This window comes from Hoeflea algicola, assembly GCF_026619415.1.
Taxonomy (GTDB): domain Bacteria; phylum Pseudomonadota; class Alphaproteobacteria; order Rhizobiales; family Rhizobiaceae; genus Hoeflea; species Hoeflea algicola.
In genome coordinates this window covers 1,117,281-1,131,789 of the sequence record NZ_JAOVZR010000001.1, presented here as the reverse complement: position 1 = coordinate 1,131,789, position 14,509 = coordinate 1,117,281, and the positions used below count along the sequence as shown (strand labels likewise).

The 14,509-nt window shown below is 58.9% G+C and carries 14 protein-coding genes, 2 tRNA genes and 1 pseudogene; 15 read left to right on the top strand and 2 right to left on the bottom strand.

The genetic code is table 11. The features are described from left to right. Window positions 1–151: 151 nt before the first annotated feature. Both OEG84_RS05640 and OEG84_RS05635 read left to right on the top strand, forming a co-directional pair. On the top strand, window positions 152–592 hold the full coding sequence (locus OEG84_RS05640) for a hypothetical protein (RefSeq protein WP_267652816.1): 441 nt from the start codon (window positions 152–154) through the stop codon (window positions 590–592). 27 nt (window positions 593–619) lie between these two features. Continuing rightward, window positions 620–1,746 (top strand): IS3 family transposase gene (locus OEG84_RS05635; protein WP_267652815.1). Its coding sequence is split into 2 segments (ribosomal slippage): window positions 620–884 and window positions 884–1,746, totalling 1,128 coding nucleotides; the frame shifts between segments, so codons are not numbered across the junction. On the opposite strand, the gene OEG84_RS05630 is transcribed toward OEG84_RS05635, so the two are convergent. Then, on the bottom strand, window positions 1,743–2,252 hold the full coding sequence (locus OEG84_RS05630) for a hypothetical protein (protein ID WP_267652814.1): 510 nt from the start codon (window positions 2,250–2,252) through the stop codon (window positions 1,743–1,745). The genes OEG84_RS05635 and OEG84_RS05630 overlap by 4 nt on opposite strands. Before the next feature lie 323 nt (window positions 2,253–2,575). Further along, window positions 2,576–2,651, bottom strand: a tRNA-Val gene (locus OEG84_RS05625). Between the two features lie 241 nt (window positions 2,652–2,892). Here OEG84_RS05625 and OEG84_RS05620 point away from each other — a divergent pair. The 13 genes and pseudogenes from OEG84_RS05620 to nuoK all read left to right on the top strand — a co-directional run bounded on the left by OEG84_RS05620 (window position 2,893) and on the right by nuoK (window position 14,507). Beyond that, window positions 2,893–2,969: transfer RNA gene (locus tag OEG84_RS05620), tRNA-Asp, on the top strand. A 430-nt stretch (window positions 2,970–3,399) separates the two neighbouring features. Next, window positions 3,400–3,765 (top strand): NADH-quinone oxidoreductase subunit A, encoded by a 366-nt coding sequence (locus OEG84_RS05615; RefSeq protein WP_267652813.1) that lies wholly within the window; start codon window positions 3,400–3,402, stop codon window positions 3,763–3,765. Then, entirely contained in the window at window positions 3,756–4,331 is a 576-nt protein-coding gene (locus tag OEG84_RS05610) for a NuoB/complex I 20 kDa subunit family protein (protein WP_267652812.1), read from the top strand. The genes OEG84_RS05615 and OEG84_RS05610 overlap by 10 nt, the downstream gene beginning before the upstream one ends. 8 nt (window positions 4,332–4,339) lie before the next feature. Then, window positions 4,340–4,944, top strand: a pseudogene (locus tag OEG84_RS05605) (NADH-quinone oxidoreductase subunit C). Window positions 4,945–4,955: 11 nt separating this feature from the next. Beyond that, window positions 4,956–6,146, top strand: coding sequence for an NADH-quinone oxidoreductase subunit D (locus OEG84_RS05600; protein WP_267652811.1), 1,191 nt, complete (start codon window positions 4,956–4,958; stop codon window positions 6,144–6,146). A gap of 107 nt (window positions 6,147–6,253) precedes the next feature. After that, a complete protein-coding gene (locus tag OEG84_RS05595; protein ID WP_267652810.1) occupies window positions 6,254–7,393 on the top strand; it encodes an NADH-quinone oxidoreductase subunit E in 1,140 nt (379 codons plus the stop codon). A 9-nt stretch (window positions 7,394–7,402) separates the two neighbouring features. After that, complete coding sequence (gene nuoF, locus OEG84_RS05590; RefSeq protein ID WP_267656099.1) at window positions 7,403–8,710, top strand: NADH-quinone oxidoreductase subunit NuoF; 1,308 nt, start codon at window positions 7,403–7,405, stop codon at window positions 8,708–8,710. A 79-nt stretch (window positions 8,711–8,789) separates the two neighbouring features. After that, the gene (locus OEG84_RS05585; RefSeq protein WP_267652809.1) at window positions 8,790–9,626 is read left to right on the top strand and encodes an NADH-quinone oxidoreductase subunit E; all 837 of its coding nucleotides are present in this window, start codon (window positions 8,790–8,792) and stop codon (window positions 9,624–9,626) included. Between the two features lie 108 nt (window positions 9,627–9,734). After that, window positions 9,735–11,816 (top strand): NADH-quinone oxidoreductase subunit NuoG, encoded by a 2,082-nt coding sequence (gene nuoG, locus OEG84_RS05580; RefSeq protein WP_267652808.1) that lies wholly within the window; start codon window positions 9,735–9,737, stop codon window positions 11,814–11,816. 14 nt (window positions 11,817–11,830) lie between these two features. Further along, entirely contained in the window at window positions 11,831–12,877 is a 1,047-nt protein-coding gene (nuoH, locus tag OEG84_RS05575; RefSeq protein WP_267652807.1) for an NADH-quinone oxidoreductase subunit NuoH, read from the top strand. Window positions 12,878–12,935: 58 nt separating this feature from the next. After that, complete coding sequence (gene nuoI, locus OEG84_RS05570) at window positions 12,936–13,424, top strand: NADH-quinone oxidoreductase subunit NuoI (protein ID WP_267652806.1); 489 nt, start codon at window positions 12,936–12,938, stop codon at window positions 13,422–13,424. 133 nt (window positions 13,425–13,557) lie between these two features. Next, the gene (locus OEG84_RS05565) at window positions 13,558–14,172 is read left to right on the top strand and encodes an NADH-quinone oxidoreductase subunit J (RefSeq protein ID WP_267652805.1); all 615 of its coding nucleotides are present in this window, start codon (window positions 13,558–13,560) and stop codon (window positions 14,170–14,172) included. A 26-nt stretch (window positions 14,173–14,198) separates the two neighbouring features. Further along, window positions 14,199–14,507, top strand: a complete 309-nt coding sequence (nuoK, locus tag OEG84_RS05560) for an NADH-quinone oxidoreductase subunit NuoK (RefSeq protein WP_267652804.1) — start codon at window positions 14,199–14,201, stop codon at window positions 14,505–14,507. Window positions 14,508–14,509: the final 2 nt, after the last annotated feature.

Here is a 14,509-nt window from a genome sequence, read left to right as displayed (position 1 = left end):
TGGAGATGGTTTGCCGATACGGTTTGGCGAATTTTTCACGGAATAGCCAAATATGTTCGACTTGGTCGCGGGGGCGCCAAGTTGCCGACCGGCTCCAGAAGCAACAAATGCAAGTGTTGATGTTTGAAGAAGGGCTGTAGGGGTAGCAGGCATGCAGAAATTGAAGGCTGCACTTGATGGTGCAGTCAAAGACGCCAAGCTGTGGAGAGGCGTTTGCGACGAAGCCGCCCGAGTTATTGGCGGGACTGGTGGAGTGTTTTTACCCTTCAATCCCATAATAGATCCAAAGAGAATTGCGTTTTCAGAAAACCTCGGCCCGTTTGTCGAGCATTATGCGTCTCTCCAGGTGGGTTTTTACGATATCAGACCTGAAACAACATCGTTGTTGAAGGGCCTTGGTATCATTTGTCATGAGGACATTCCGGTCAGTGAAAGGCCTTCCGCGTCAGAAGGGGCGGTGGTTTTTGACCGCTACAAATTCGATCATTTTACATCGATGCACATTCGATGCGGGAATGAAGACTGGTGCCTTGCAATACGTAATCCAAGAGGTTGGAGTTGCCCCCTGAAAGTGGTCCACCAACTGGGATAGATTATCCCTCAAATTGGAGGATCAGCGATGGCTGGAAAACGAGAGAAGCCGGAAGAGATTGTATCGAAGCTTCGGCAGGTTGAAGTTCTGCAAGGGCAAGGTGCGACGATTGCTGACGCGGTGCGCCAGATCGGCGTGACACAGCAGACGTTTTATCGATGGCGGAAGCTCTATGGCGGGATGCAGCGATCTCAACTCACTCGGCTGAAAGAGCTGGAGAAGGAGAACCAGCGGCTTCGGCGGGCGGTGTCTGACCTGACACTGGACAAACTCATCCTGACCGAGGCGGCAAAGGGAAACTTCTAAGCCCTTCGCGTCGGCGCAAGTGCATCGACCATGTGCGGCGGGAGCTCGGCGTATCAGAACGCCGCGCCTGCCGCACGCTCGGACAACACCGATCCACACAGCGCAAGGTGCCACAGGGCCGGGCAGATGAAGAACGGCTGACCGATGATATCATCGAACTGGCCGACAAGTACGGGCGCTATGGGTATCGCATGGTCACCGGTCTGCTGAACAACGCGGGCTGGCAGGTAAACCATAAGCGGGTTGAGCGCATCTGGCGGCGTGAAGGGCTGAAAGTGCCACAAAAGCAGAAGAAAAAGGGGCGGCTTTGGCTGAACGACGGATCATGTGTGCGTCTCAGACCGGAACGGCCAAACCACGTCTGGTCCTACGACTTCGTCCAGGATCGAACCGCTGACGGCCGCGTCTATCGGACGCTGAATATCATCGACGAATACACCAGGGAGGCACTCATGATCCGCGTGGACCGCAAGCTCAACTCAACGGACGTGCTGGATGCTCTGACAGACCTATTCATCCTGCGCGACCCGCCGGAATACATTCGGTCGGACAATGGGCCGGAATTTATCGCCCAGAAAGTGCGGGATTGGATTGCAGCTGTTGGAGCCAAGACGGCCTACATAGAGCCAGGCTCACCATGGGAGAACGGATACTGCGAAAGCTTCAACGCCCGGTTCCGCGACGAGCTGCTGAACGGCGAAATCTTCTACAGCCTAAGGGAGGCGCAAATCCTGATCGAGCAATGGCGTATCCACTACAACACCGTCAGGCCGCATAGCGCTCTGGGCTACCGCCCGCCCGCGCCGGAAAGCATTGTCCCGATGGACCAGACGCCCATGATGCACTAACAATCAAACCGGACCACCTGATGGGGGCACGCCACGGTGCGCACCTCTCCCGTTTTGGGGCAGACAACATCAACTGTCGGGCCCGCGTAATCGACAAACAGCCGCTCGCCTGCAGGATGACGCTGACGCATCACCGGAGACAGCTTGCCTTCCCAGCGGGTGTAGAGCTCACAGTATCGGCTATAGCCGTATCCATCGTGATGAACCCCGCGATACTCCTCCCACAGCAGCGACAGCGTCACGCCCTTGCGCCGCAACTCGGCATGCACATGCGCCCAGACAGGCTGAGGAACCGCGCGACGGACATCGCCGGGGCAAACGGGAAACAGGCGGTTCTCAAGGTCGGCGTCCGACAGATCAGCAGACAGAGGCCAGCTCAAACCTTCCAGATCAGCGCGCCGAAAATATTCCGAAATCGTCGCACGGGCCACGCACAGGCTTTGCGCCACCTGGCGGCCTGAAAATCCATCCGCCCGAAGCCGCAGGGCTTCCCTTATCTTCCGCATAGGCAATCTCTTCATAAAGGGCTCTCTCCATCCAAAGGAACGGAACAGTAGCCCTGTTACAGATCGCCTCGCAGCAGCCTAAACTGGGTTGAAATGGGGGTGGCCGGATGCCCCGGAATCCCCGGCCGGATCAAATCGGAATGGGTGGCCGGATGCTATCGGAATCAGTGGCCGGATCGCCCCGGAATACGCAATAGACCCCTGTCTTGGGGTGCTTCTCCGGTCCCGGCATTCTCAACCCCATGTGTCCACCTCTGTGTACAACAGTCGGTGGCTGATAACCTTGGGTATTCAAATAGTTGAATGAAATCAACCGGAAAGAATGGTGGGCGATGAGAGACTCGAACTCCCGACATCCTCGGTGTAAACGAGGCGCTCTACCAACTGAGCTAATCGCCCCCAGTTCGGTGGCGCTTCCTTTAGGATGTTCGCGGCGAATGCGCAAGAAAAATTCACGTTGTACGACGCATTAATCTTGGTTTGCGCTGTGTGGCGTCGTGAACTGACACCGGGAGGCGAGGCCGTGTTTGTGGAGAGAATGTATGTTTGTTGTTTTCCTTTGCACTCGGCGCTTGACACCCTCGAACGAACGCCGTAATCAGCCGCTCACAGGTCGCCGGTAACGGACGATCTGAAGAGCGCGGGTGTAGCTCAGCTGGTTAGAGTGCCGGCCTGTCACGCCGGAGGTCGCGGGTTCGAGCCCCGTCACTCGCGCCATTTTTTCATAGACTTGAATATGTTTTCTCAACCATCTCCTTCAGGGGGATGGTTGCCCTGCGGATCGGGGTTTTTGTCGGCCAAAAATCTTTCGGGCCGGGGCAATAAGATTTACCGGTGGACCAAGGCTGCGAATCAACTCGCCTTGCAAATGCGGCAACCACCGTGCGGGCGTAATTCCCCTGTGCTCTCAGGAACTTCCCAAACCGTCCTGTGCTGTTGAAAATATCAACGCTCGCAGCCGAATTGCGTCACAATGGCGCGAAAGCTGATAGTATCGCTCCAATCGACCCGCGCGCTCTTGCACACATTAGCGGGCTGCGGTAACCACGCCGCGTTGCAACATGATAAACCGTGAGGGCAGGGGCCGGTTCCATACCTTGAGGCAAGGGCCGGGGCTTTGACTACAGCGGGCACAGGAATGGACGTCATGACGGAACTTCTGGGCGCATATTTGCCGGTGGCTATTTTTATTGGCGTGTCGCTGGTGATCGGGGTGGCTTTGCTGATCGCGCCGTTCGCGATCGCCTACAAAAACCCTGATCCGGAAAAGCTTTCGGCTTACGAATGCGGTTTCAACGCCTTTGATGACGCGCGCATGAAATTCGATGTGCGCTTCTATCTGGTTTCAATCCTGTTCATTATTTTCGATCTCGAAGTGGCGTTCCTGTTTCCCTGGGCGGTGTCGTTCAGTGATATCGGCTGGATGGGCTTCTGGTCGATGATGATGTTTCTGGGTGTGCTGACGATCGGTTTCGTCTACGAATGGAAAAAGGGAGCGCTCGAATGGGAGTAAGCAACCAGACGCTGGTGGCGCCTGCGCCCAAGGGCATCATTGATCCCAATACCGGCAAGCCGGTGGGCCAGGACGATGCGTTTTTCGGCGACGTTAACAATGAGCTTGCCGACAAGGGATTTCTGGTCACCTCCACAGACGAGCTGATCAACTGGTCGCGTACCGGTTCGCTGATGTGGATGACCTTCGGTCTTGCCTGTTGTGCGGTCGAAATGATGCAGATGTCGATGCCGCGCTATGACGCAGAACGATTCGGATTTGCGCCGCGCGCCAGTCCGCGCCAATCCGATGTGATGATTGTCGCCGGTACGCTGACCAACAAGATGGCCCCGGCGCTGCGCAAGGTTTACGACCAGATGCCCGAGCCACGCTATGTGATCTCGATGGGCTCCTGCGCCAATGGCGGCGGCTATTACCACTATTCCTATTCGGTGGTGCGCGGCTGTGACCGTGTGGTGCCTGTTGACATTTATGTTCCGGGCTGCCCGCCGACGGCGGAAGCCTTGCTCTACGGTGTGCTGCTTCTGCAGAAGAAGATTCGCCGCACCGGCACGATCGAGCGCTAGGAGACCTGATGATGAGCCAAGCCCTCCAGGAACTTGCCGATTATCTGAGCGAGGCCAAGCGCGATCTGATCGATGGCGTTGAAATCGCCTTTGACGAGCTGACGCTGCTTGCGCAGCCGGCCAACCTGATCGATCTCATCACCTTCCTGCGCGACGACGCCCAGTGCAAATTTGTCAGCTTCATCGACTGTTGCGGCGTTGACTGGCCGGGTCGACCGGAGCGTTTCGACGTGGTCTATCATCTGCTCTCGCCCCATCAGAACATGCGGATCCGGCTGAAGGTGATGACCAGCGAGGATGTTCCTGTGCCGTCGATCACTTCGGTCTATCCGGGTGCCGACTGGTTTGAACGGGAAGCCTACGATCTTTTCGGGATCCTGTTTACCGGACACCCGGATCTGCGCCGGATTCTCACCGACTACGGTTTTGAAGGCCATCCGCTGCGAAAAGACTTCCCGCTGACCGGGTTTGTCGAAGTGCGCTACGATGACGAAGTCAAGCGCGTGGTCTACGAGCCGGTGGAGCTCAAGCAGGAATTCCGCAACTTCGATTTTCTCTCCCCTGGGAAGGCACCGATTATGTGCTTCCGGGCGATGAAAAAGCCAAGGGGTGAGGACCGGAACCATGAACGAACACAACGTCCGCAATTTCAATATCAATTTTGGCCCCCAGCACCCAGCGGCGCACGGCGTATTGCGCCTGGTGCTCGAGCTTGACGGGGAAATCGTCGAGCGCGTCGACCCGCATATCGGGCTGTTGCATCGCGGCACCGAAAAGCTGATCGAGGCCAAGACCTATCTTCAGGCGCTGCCCTATTTCGACCGGCTCGATTATGTCGCACCGATGAATCAGGAGCACGCCTATTCGCTGGCAGTTGAAAAACTGACCGGCGTGACGGTGCCGAAACGCGGCCAGTTGATCCGGGTGCTTTACTCGGAGATTGGCCGGATTCTATCGCATCTGCTCAATGTCACCACCCAGGCGCTCGATGTCGGCGCGTTGACGCCGCCGCTCTGGGGTTTCGAAGAGCGCGAAAAGCTGATGGTGTTTTACGAGCGGGCCTGCGGCCCACGACTGCATGCGGCCTATTTCCGGCCCGGCGGTGTGCACCAGGATCTGCCGCATGATTTGGTCGAGGATATCGGCAAGTGGTGCGATCCGTTCCTCAAGACCTGCGATGACATCGAGGTGCTGCTGACCGACAACCGGATCTTCAAGCAGCGCAATGTCGACATCGCCGTGGTCAGCCTCGACGATGCTTGGGCGTGGGGCTTTTCCGGCGTGATGGTGCGTGGTTCAGGCGCTGCCTGGGACCTGCGCCGGTCGCAACCTTATGAATGCTACTCGGAACTCGATTTCGACATTCCGGTTGGCAAGAATGGCGATTGCTATGATCGTTACCTGATCCGCATGCAGGAAATGCGTGAATCGGTGAAGATCATGAAGCAATGCGTCGAGCTGTTGCTGGGCAAGGAAAAAGTCGGCCCGGTAACCAGCGCCGATGGCAAGATCGTGCCACCCAAGCGCGGCGAGATGAAACGCTCGATGGAAGCGCTGATCCACCATTTCAAGCTTTACACCGAAGGCTACCGGGTACCCGAAGGCGCGGTTTACGCCGCCGTCGAAGCGCCCAAGGGCGAGTTCGGCGTCTATCTGGTGTCGGATGGTTCCAACAAACCCTATCGCTGCAAGATCCGGGCGCCGGGTTATGCGCATTTGCAGGCGATGGATTTCATTTGCCGCGGCCACCAGCTGGCCGATGTGTCAGCGGTGCTCGGTTCGCTCGACATCGTGTTTGGCGAGGTCGACCGGTGAAGCATTACGCAGCGCCATCGACGCTTTTCATCTGCGCGGTTGAACCCGCGAACGCGCCGCGTTGCGGCGAGATTTCATAGGCCGGTAGAAAGACCAAAGAGAACCCCATGTCCGTTCGTCGACTTGCCGAAGATAGTGTCCAACCCGAGCAGTTCGCCTTCAACCGCGATTATGCGGCCCAGGCCAAGGTATGGATCAAGAAATATCCCAAGGGTCGTCAGCAATCGGCGGTGATTCCGCTGTTGATGCTGGCCCAGGAGCAGGATGGCTGGGTGACCAAGCGCGCCATCGAGGGCGTCGCCGACATGCTCGGCATGCCCTATATCCGGGCGCTGGAAGTAGCCACGTTCTACACTCAGTTTCAATTGAAGCCGGTGGGTACACGGGCGCATATCCAGGTTTGCGGCACCACGCCGTGCATGCTGCGCGGCTCGGAAGAGCTGATGGAAGTCTGCCGCTCGAAAATTCATCCGAAACCACTCCATCTTAACGACAGCGGAACGCTGTCTTGGGAGGAGGTCGAATGTCAGGGTGCCTGCGTCAACGCGCCGATGGTGATGATTTTCAAGGATTCCTACGAAGACCTGTCACCGGAGCGGCTGGCCTATATCATCGACCGCTTTGAAGCCGGGCGGCCCGAGGAAATCAGACCCGGTCCGCAGATCAACCGGACCTATTCGGCGCCTGAAAGCGGGCTGACCAGCCTGACCGAAGAAATCAAGCCGGGCGGCAAGGGGACTGCGAAGTCGGCCAGATCCAAGGCCAAGTCGCCGGAAGCAACCAAGGCAGGGCGGCCAAAGTCGCCAGCCACCGAGTCAGTGGCAAGATCGCCTTCGGCCGCGAAGGCCAATGTCAAGGCAGACGCGAAGACCGCCGCCACTGCCACTCAGGCGCCGGAGATGAAGGCTGTCAGCAAGGCTTCGTCCGCCGCAGGCACAGCCAAGACCGCCAAGGCGCCGGTGCTTGACGACAAGAACCGGCCCGCTGGAATCGAAAAACCAGCACAACCGGATAATCTCAAGATGATTTCGGGCGTCGGTCCGAAAATCGAGGGCACGCTCCATTCGCTTGGCATCTACACCTTTGCGCAGGTGGCTTCGTGGAAGAAGGCCGAGCGCGAATGGATTGACGGATATCTTAATTTCAAGGGCCGCATCGATCGCGAAGACTGGGTCGCGCAGGCCAAGGCGCTCGCCAAGGGTGGCGAAGCCGAATACATCAAGGTCTTCGGCAAGAAGCCGCGATAGAGGTGAATGATGTTAGCTGACAAAGACCGGATTTTCACCAATCTCTACGGTGTCTATGACAAGTCGCTGAAGGGCGCGATGGCGCGTGGCCACTGGGATGGCACCAAGTCGATCCTGGAAAAGGGCCGCGACTGGATCATCAGCGAGATGAAGGCTTCGGGCCTGCGCGGCCGCGGCGGCGCCGGGTTCCCGACAGGCCTGAAATGGTCGTTCATGCCCAAGGAAAGCGATGGTCGCCCGCATTATCTGGTGATCAATGCTGACGAATCCGAGCCCGGCACCTGCAAGGACCGGGACATCATGCGCCATGATCCGCATACGCTGCTCGAAGGCTGCGTGATTGCCGGTTTCTCGATGGGCGCCTACGCCACCTACATCTATGTGCGCGGCGAATATATGCGCGAGCGTGAAGCGCTGCAGGCGGCAATCGACGAGTGCTATGAGGCGGGGTTGCTGGGCAAGAATTCCAAGCTCGGCTACGACATGGACATTTATCTCCACCATGGCGCCGGCGCCTATATCTGCGGTGAGGAGACGGCGCTGCTCGAAAGCCTTGAGGGCAAGAAGGGCCAGCCGCGGCTGAAGCCGCCGTTCCCGGCCAATGTGGGGCTTTATGGTTGCCCGACCACAGTCAACAATGTCGAATCGATTGCTGTGGCGCCGACCATTCTGCGCCGTGGCGGCGCCTGGTTCGCCGGTATCGGCCGGCCCAACAACACCGGCACCAAGCTGTTTTGCGTGTCGGGTCACGTCAATACGCCGTGCACCGTGGAAGAGGCGATGTCGATCCCGTTCCGCGAACTGATTGAAACCCATTGCGGCGGTATTCGCGGCGGCTGGGACAATCTGCTGGCGGTGATCCCGGGCGGCTCATCCGTACCGTGCGTGCCCGGCGCTGACATCATCGACACGCCGATGGATTTTGACAGCCTGCGTGATCTCAAGTCGGGTCTTGGCACTGCGGCGGTGATCGTGATGGACAAGTCGACCGATATCGTCAAGGCGATCTGGCGGCTGTCGGCGTTCTATAAGCATGAGAGTTGCGGCCAGTGCACGCCGTGCCGTGAAGGCACCGGCTGGATGATGCGGGTAATGGAACGCATGGTCAAAGGCAACGCGCAGAAGCGCGAGATAGACATGCTGTTTGATGTCTCCAAGCAAATCGAAGGCCACACCATTTGTGCGCTTGGCGATGCTGCTGCCTGGCCGATCCAGGGTCTGATCCGGCATTTCCGTCCGGAAATGGAAGCGCGGATCGACCAGTACACACGCAATGCCACCCAAAGCCGCAACACGCGGCTGGAAGCGGCTGAATAAGAAGTCCGTATAAGTCGGACCTGCAAGGTAAGGAAACGTCACGAGGGATGCGAGCCAACAGACGACTAAGGAGAGACTGATGTCGATGTTTTCCATTCCCACAGACAAGAACATGAATGAGATGATGAAACCGATGAACAGCAAGACCGATCGGACCAAGGGGAGTGAATTCACCGTTACGCCCCTGATGGTTTATCCGTTGGGTGCTGCGGCGGCAGCAACCGCGATCGGTTTCGGTATTGCTGGTCAGATGACCGGAATGATGATGGGCGCAGTACAGGCCGCCGCTAAGTCCCAGGGCGCGCTCTTCGGCGCGACGCCGGATCTGAGCTGGATGGTGCCGGGTCTTGCCGAAGACCTTCCGCCGGAAGTCTCGGAAGAACCCGAAGCATCGGAAACCAGCGCCCGCGCCGATAGTCGGGCGGGCGAGAAGGCCGGAACAGGTGATGTCGTCACCTTGAAGCCGGCGGCCAGATCGGTTAGCTCTGCAGCCGACGTTGCGCCGACCGAGGTCAAAACGAAGCCGGTCGCGGCGAAGCCTGCGAGGGCGAAGAGTGCAAAGTCGGCGCCTGCCGCTTCGCGCAAGAGCGGGACGACAAACGGCAAGGGCAAAGCGGTACAGCGAGCTGCGGTCGCCAAGCCTGCCGACACGCCCTCGGTCGATACACTCCATCGTCCGGCAGCGCTTGAGAAGCCGGAAGTGCCGGATGATCTGAAACTGATTTCCGGTGTCGGGCCGAAACTCGAACAGGTGCTCAACGGGCTTGGCATCTGGACTTACGCGCAAGTGGCCGACTGGACAGTAGAAGAGACTGCCTGGGTGGAGAATTACTTGCAGCTCGGCGGACGAATTGGGCGTGACGACTGGATCTCCCAGGCGCGCGCGCTGGCAGAGGGCGGCACAGCCGCCGGATAAGATTTACCGGGTCGGGCGGCGTGATCGCTGCCCGGCTGAACACACTCAGGTCCCGTCAGGGGATGGTACGCGGTCGTATCGACCGTCTGCAAAGGTAGGACTGCTTGCATGGCCAAGGTCAAGGTTGATGGAAACGAGATCGAAGTGCCGGATCACTACACGCTGTTGCAGGCGTGTGAGGACGCCGGCGCGGAAGTGCCGCGGTTCTGTTTCCACGAACGGTTGTCGATTGCCGGCAATTGCCGCATGTGCCTGGTTGAGGTGAAGGGCGGACCGCCCAAGCCGACGGCTTCCTGCGCCATGGGTGTGCGCGATCTGCGCCCCGGACCCAACGGCGAGACACCGGAGGTGTTTACCAATACGCCGATGGTCAAGAAGGCACGCGAAGGGGTGATGGAGTTCTTGCTCATCAACCACCCGCTGGATTGTCCGATCTGCGACCAGGGTGGCGAGTGCGACCTGCAGGACCAGGCGATGGCGTTCGGGATGGACAGCTCGCGCTTTGCCGAAAACAAGCGTTCCGTCGAAGACAAATACATCGGCCCGCTGGTCAAGACGATCATGAACCGCTGCATTCACTGCACGCGCTGCGTTCGCTTCACCACCGAGGTCGCCGGCATTTCCGAACTCGGCCTGACCGGTCGTGGCGAGGACGCCGAGATCACCACTTATCTCGAGCATGCGATGAGCTCGGAATTGCAGGGCAACGTGATTGACCTGTGCCCGGTCGGTGCGCTGACTTCGCGACCCTATGCCTTCCAGGCGCGGCCATGGGAACTCACCAAGACCGAATCGATCGACGTGATGGACGCCGTTGGCTCGGCGATCCGGGTTGATACCCGCGGTCGCGAAGTGATGCGGGTGATGCCGCGGGTTAATGAGCAGGTCAATGAGGAATGGATTTCCGACAAGACCCGCTTCATCTGGGACGGGCTGCGCACGCAGCGGCTTGACCGGCCTTATGTACGGCGCGACGGACGGCTGCAGGCCGCTTCCTGGAGCGAAGCCTTTGGCGCGATTGCGGTCGCAGTCTCGGCCGCCAAGCCCGAGCGGATCGGCGCGATTGCCGGCGACCTGGCGACGGTTGAGGAAATGTATGCGCTCAAATCGCTGATCAGTTCGCTCGTATCGACCAATATCGATTGCCGTCAGGATGGGACTGCGCTGGATCCGTCGCTTGGACGCGCCAGCTATATTTTCAATCCGACCATCGAGGGCATCGAGGATGCCGATGCGATCCTGATCATCGGCTCCAATCCGCGCCGCGAGGCCGCCATTATCAATGCGCGGATCCGCAAACGCTGGCGGATGGGCGAATTGCCGATCGCGCTGATTGGCGAACAGGCCGACTTGCGTTTTGCGCATGAATATCTGGGCGCAGGGCCTGAGACGTTGAAGGAACTGGTCGACGGCACAAACAAGTTTGCCGCCAAGCTCAAGCGCGCCAAGAAGCCGATGATCATCATCGGCCAGGGTGCGCTGGCGCGTAGTGACGGTGGCGCGGTGCTGGCCAATGCGGCCAAGCTCGCCGATGCGGTTGGCGCGGTGAAGGGCGACTGGAACGGCTTTGCGGTGCTGCACACGGCAGCCGCAAGGGTCGGCGGCCTGGATCTCGGTTTCGTGCCGGGCGAGGGCGGGCTTGCAGCTGCGAAAATGCTGACCGACACGGATGTGTTGTTCCTGCTCGGCGCCGATGAACTTGACTTCACCAGGAAGACCGCCGGGTTTACCGTCTATATCGGAACCCATGGCGATAACGGTGCGCATCATGCCGACGTGATCCTGCCGGCGGCGACGTACACGGAAAAATCCGGCACCTATGTCAACACCGAGGGCCGCGTGCAGATGACGAATCGGGCGGCATTCGCACCGGGTGAAGCGCGTGAGGACTGGGCCATATTCAGGGCGTTGTCGGAAGTTCTGGGCAAGAAACTGCCATTTGATTCACTTCCCGAATTGCGGGCGGCGCTTTACGCCGAATATCCGCATTTTGCCGAAATTGACGAAATTCTGGCCAGTGATAGCGGCGCAATTGCCGCAGTTGCGAAGAAACCGGCGAAGATGAACAAATCGGTGTTTGCGTCGACGGTCAAAGACTTCTATTTGACCAATCCGATCGCACGCGCTTCGGCGGTGATGGCTGAATGCTCGGCCTTGGCGAAGACCGCCAAGGCAGTGGCGGCGGAATAGGGGCGAGAAACATCATGGACGGTTTCATCACAACTTATGTCTGGCCAGGAGTCATCATGCTGGGCCAATCCCTGCTGATGCTGGTCGCTCTGCTGCTGTTCGTGGCCTATATTCTTTACGCCGACCGCAAGATCTGGGCTGCCGTGCAGCTTCGCCGCGGCCCCAATGTGGTCGGCCCCTGGGGATTGTTCCAGTCCTTTGCCGACCTTTTGAAATTCGTCTTCAAGGAACCGGTGATTCCGGCAGGCGCCAACAAGGGCGTGTTCCTGCTGGCGCCGCTGGTGTCGGTGACGCTGGCGCTTGCAACCTGGTCGGTGATTCCGGTCAGCGCCGGTTGGGTGATCGCCGACATCAATGTCGGCATCCTGTTCGTGCTGGCGATTTCCTCGCTCGAGGTTTACGGCATCATCATGGGTGGTTGGGCCTCGAACTCGAAATATCCGTTCCTGGGCGCGCTGCGCTCGGCGGCGCAGATGGTGTCCTACGAGGTGTCGATCGGCTTCGTGATCGTTGCGGTTTTGCTGACCGTGGGCTCACTCAATCTGACCGATATCGTGATGTCGCAGGCCAATGGCATCGGTACTGGCGTGGGCCTGCCCAATTCGCTGCTCGACTGGAACTGGCTGGTGCTGTTCCCGCTGTTCATTATCTTCTTCATTTCGGCTCTGGCCGAAACCAACCGGCCGCCCTTCGATCTGCCGGAAGCTGAATCCGAACTTGTCGCCGGCTTCATGGTCGAGTACGGCTCGACGCCTTACATGATGTTCATGCTGGGTGAGTATGCGGCGATTGTGCTGATGTGCGCGCTGACCACGATCCTGTTCCTGGGTGGCTGGCTGCCGCCGCTGGATGTGTGGTTCCTCAACTGGGTGCCGGGCATCATCTGGTTCGTGCTCAAGACCTGCATGGTGTTTTTCATGATCTCCATGGTCAAGGCGTTCGTGCCGCGCTACCGCTATGACCAGCTGATGCGGCTTGGCTGGAAGGTGTTTCTGCCGATTTCACTGGCGATGCTGGTGATCGTTGCCTTCGTGCTCAAGCTGACGGGGACGGCTCCTTGATCATGACATTCCTTACCCCCAACCGGTCCATCGGACCGGACAAGAGCGGAGACTGACAATGGCCTTGGCTCAAGCTGCAAAATCGCTTTTCCTGAAAGAGTTCGTCGCCGCGTTCGTGCTGTCGATGCGCTACTTCTTCGCGCCAAAGGCGACCCTGAACTACCCGTTCGAAAAGGGGCTCGTGAGCCCGCGGTTCCGCGGCGAACATGCGCTCAGACGCTATCCGAACGGCGAAGAACGGTGTATTGCCTGCAAATTGTGCGAGGCCATCTGCCCGGCACAGGCGATTACCATCGAGGCCGGCCCGCGCCGCAATGACGGCACCCGCCGCACGGTGCGCTACGACATCGACATGGTGAAGTGCATCTATTGCGGGTTCTGCCAGGAAGCCTGCCCGGTCGACGCCATCGTCGAGGGCCCGAATTTCGAATTCGCGACCGAAACGCGCGAAGAGCTCTACTATGACAAGGACCGGCTGCTCGCCAACGGCGACCGCTGGGAACGGGAAATCGCTCGCAATATCGCGATCGATTCACCCTACAGGTAATTATGGACGGTGCGCATCCGCGCACCGATCCTGAGGACGCACGGGGAGGGACGTGGCTTGTGCCACGCCAACCTCAATCGGGGCAGGGGCCAAGCGCTACTGTCACTCGGGGAAAGACGAAAAGGCGCCGATCATGGGTCTGCAGGCTCTGTTTTTCTATTTGTTTGCCTTCGTGGCAGTGGCATCCGCCTTCATGGTGATCACGGCACGCAATCCGGTGCATTCCGTGTTGTTCCTGATTCTCACCTTCTTCAACGCAGCTGGATTGTTCCTGCTTACAGGCGCCGAATTCCTGGCGATGATCCTGTTGGTGGTCTATGTCGGCGCGGTGGCGGTGCTGTTTCTGTTCGTGGTGATGATGCTCGATGTGGATTTTGCCGAAATGAAGGCGGGTGCGCTCGAATATGCGCCGATGGGCGTGGTGGTCGGGTTGATCCTGGCTGCGGAACTGATCGTGGTTCTGGCTGGCAACACCTTTATCTCGTCGGCGGCGGTCAGTGGCGCCAGCCCGATCCCGGCGCTGTCGCAGCGAACCAATACCGAAGCGCTCGGCGATGTGCTGTATACGGACTTCATCTTCTACTTCCAGACAGCCGGAATGGTGCTGCTGGTGGCCATGATCGGGGCCATCGTGCTGACACTGAGGCATCGTGAACATATCAAGCGGCAAGACATCTCCCATCAGGTTGCCCGGACGCCGGAGACCGCCATCAAGGTGGTCAACGTCAAGCCTGGCCAGGGCATTTGAACGCGGAGGCGTGAAGGAACAAGCGAATGGAAATCGGACTTCCCCACTATCTGACAGTCAGTGCGATCCTGTTTACGCTCGGCGTCTTCGGGATCTTCCTGAACCGCAAGAACGTGATCATCATGCTGATGTCGATTGAACTGATCCTGCTTGCCGTCAATGTGAACATGGTTGCGTTCTCGATGCACCTCAACGACATGGTCGGCCAGGTGTTCGCGCTCATGGTGCTGACGGTTGCCGCAGCGGAGGCCGCCATCGGGCTCGCCATTCTCGTCGTCTTTTACAGAAACCGCGGCTCGATCGCCGTGGAAGACGTCAACATGATGAAGGGCTGAGA

Coding starts and splice junctions, on each gene's coding strand:
- nuoG (WP_267652808.1), top strand. CDS start 9,735: ATGGCCAAGGTCAAGGTTGATGGAAACGAGATCGAAGTGCCGGATCAC.
- nuoF (WP_267656099.1), top strand. CDS start 7,403: ATGTTAGCTGACAAAGACCGGATTTTCACCAATCTCTACGGTGTCTAT.
- OEG84_RS05640 (WP_267652816.1), top strand. CDS start 152: ATGCAGAAATTGAAGGCTGCACTTGATGGTGCAGTCAAAGACGCCAAG.
- OEG84_RS05565 (WP_267652805.1), top strand. CDS start 13,558: ATGGGTCTGCAGGCTCTGTTTTTCTATTTGTTTGCCTTCGTGGCAGTG.
- OEG84_RS05610 (WP_267652812.1), top strand. CDS start 3,756: ATGGGAGTAAGCAACCAGACGCTGGTGGCGCCTGCGCCCAAGGGCATC.
- OEG84_RS05630 (WP_267652814.1), bottom strand. CDS start 2,252: ATGCGGAAGATAAGGGAAGCCCTGCGGCTTCGGGCGGATGGATTTTCA.
- nuoI (WP_267652806.1), top strand. CDS start 12,936: ATGGCCTTGGCTCAAGCTGCAAAATCGCTTTTCCTGAAAGAGTTCGTC.
- nuoH (WP_267652807.1), top strand. CDS start 11,831: ATGGACGGTTTCATCACAACTTATGTCTGGCCAGGAGTCATCATGCTG.
- OEG84_RS05600 (WP_267652811.1), top strand. CDS start 4,956: ATGAACGAACACAACGTCCGCAATTTCAATATCAATTTTGGCCCCCAG.
- OEG84_RS05585 (WP_267652809.1), top strand. CDS start 8,790: ATGTCGATGTTTTCCATTCCCACAGACAAGAACATGAATGAGATGATG.
- nuoK (WP_267652804.1), top strand. CDS start 14,199: ATGGAAATCGGACTTCCCCACTATCTGACAGTCAGTGCGATCCTGTTT.
- OEG84_RS05615 (WP_267652813.1), top strand. CDS start 3,400: ATGACGGAACTTCTGGGCGCATATTTGCCGGTGGCTATTTTTATTGGC.
- OEG84_RS05595 (WP_267652810.1), top strand. CDS start 6,254: ATGTCCGTTCGTCGACTTGCCGAAGATAGTGTCCAACCCGAGCAGTTC.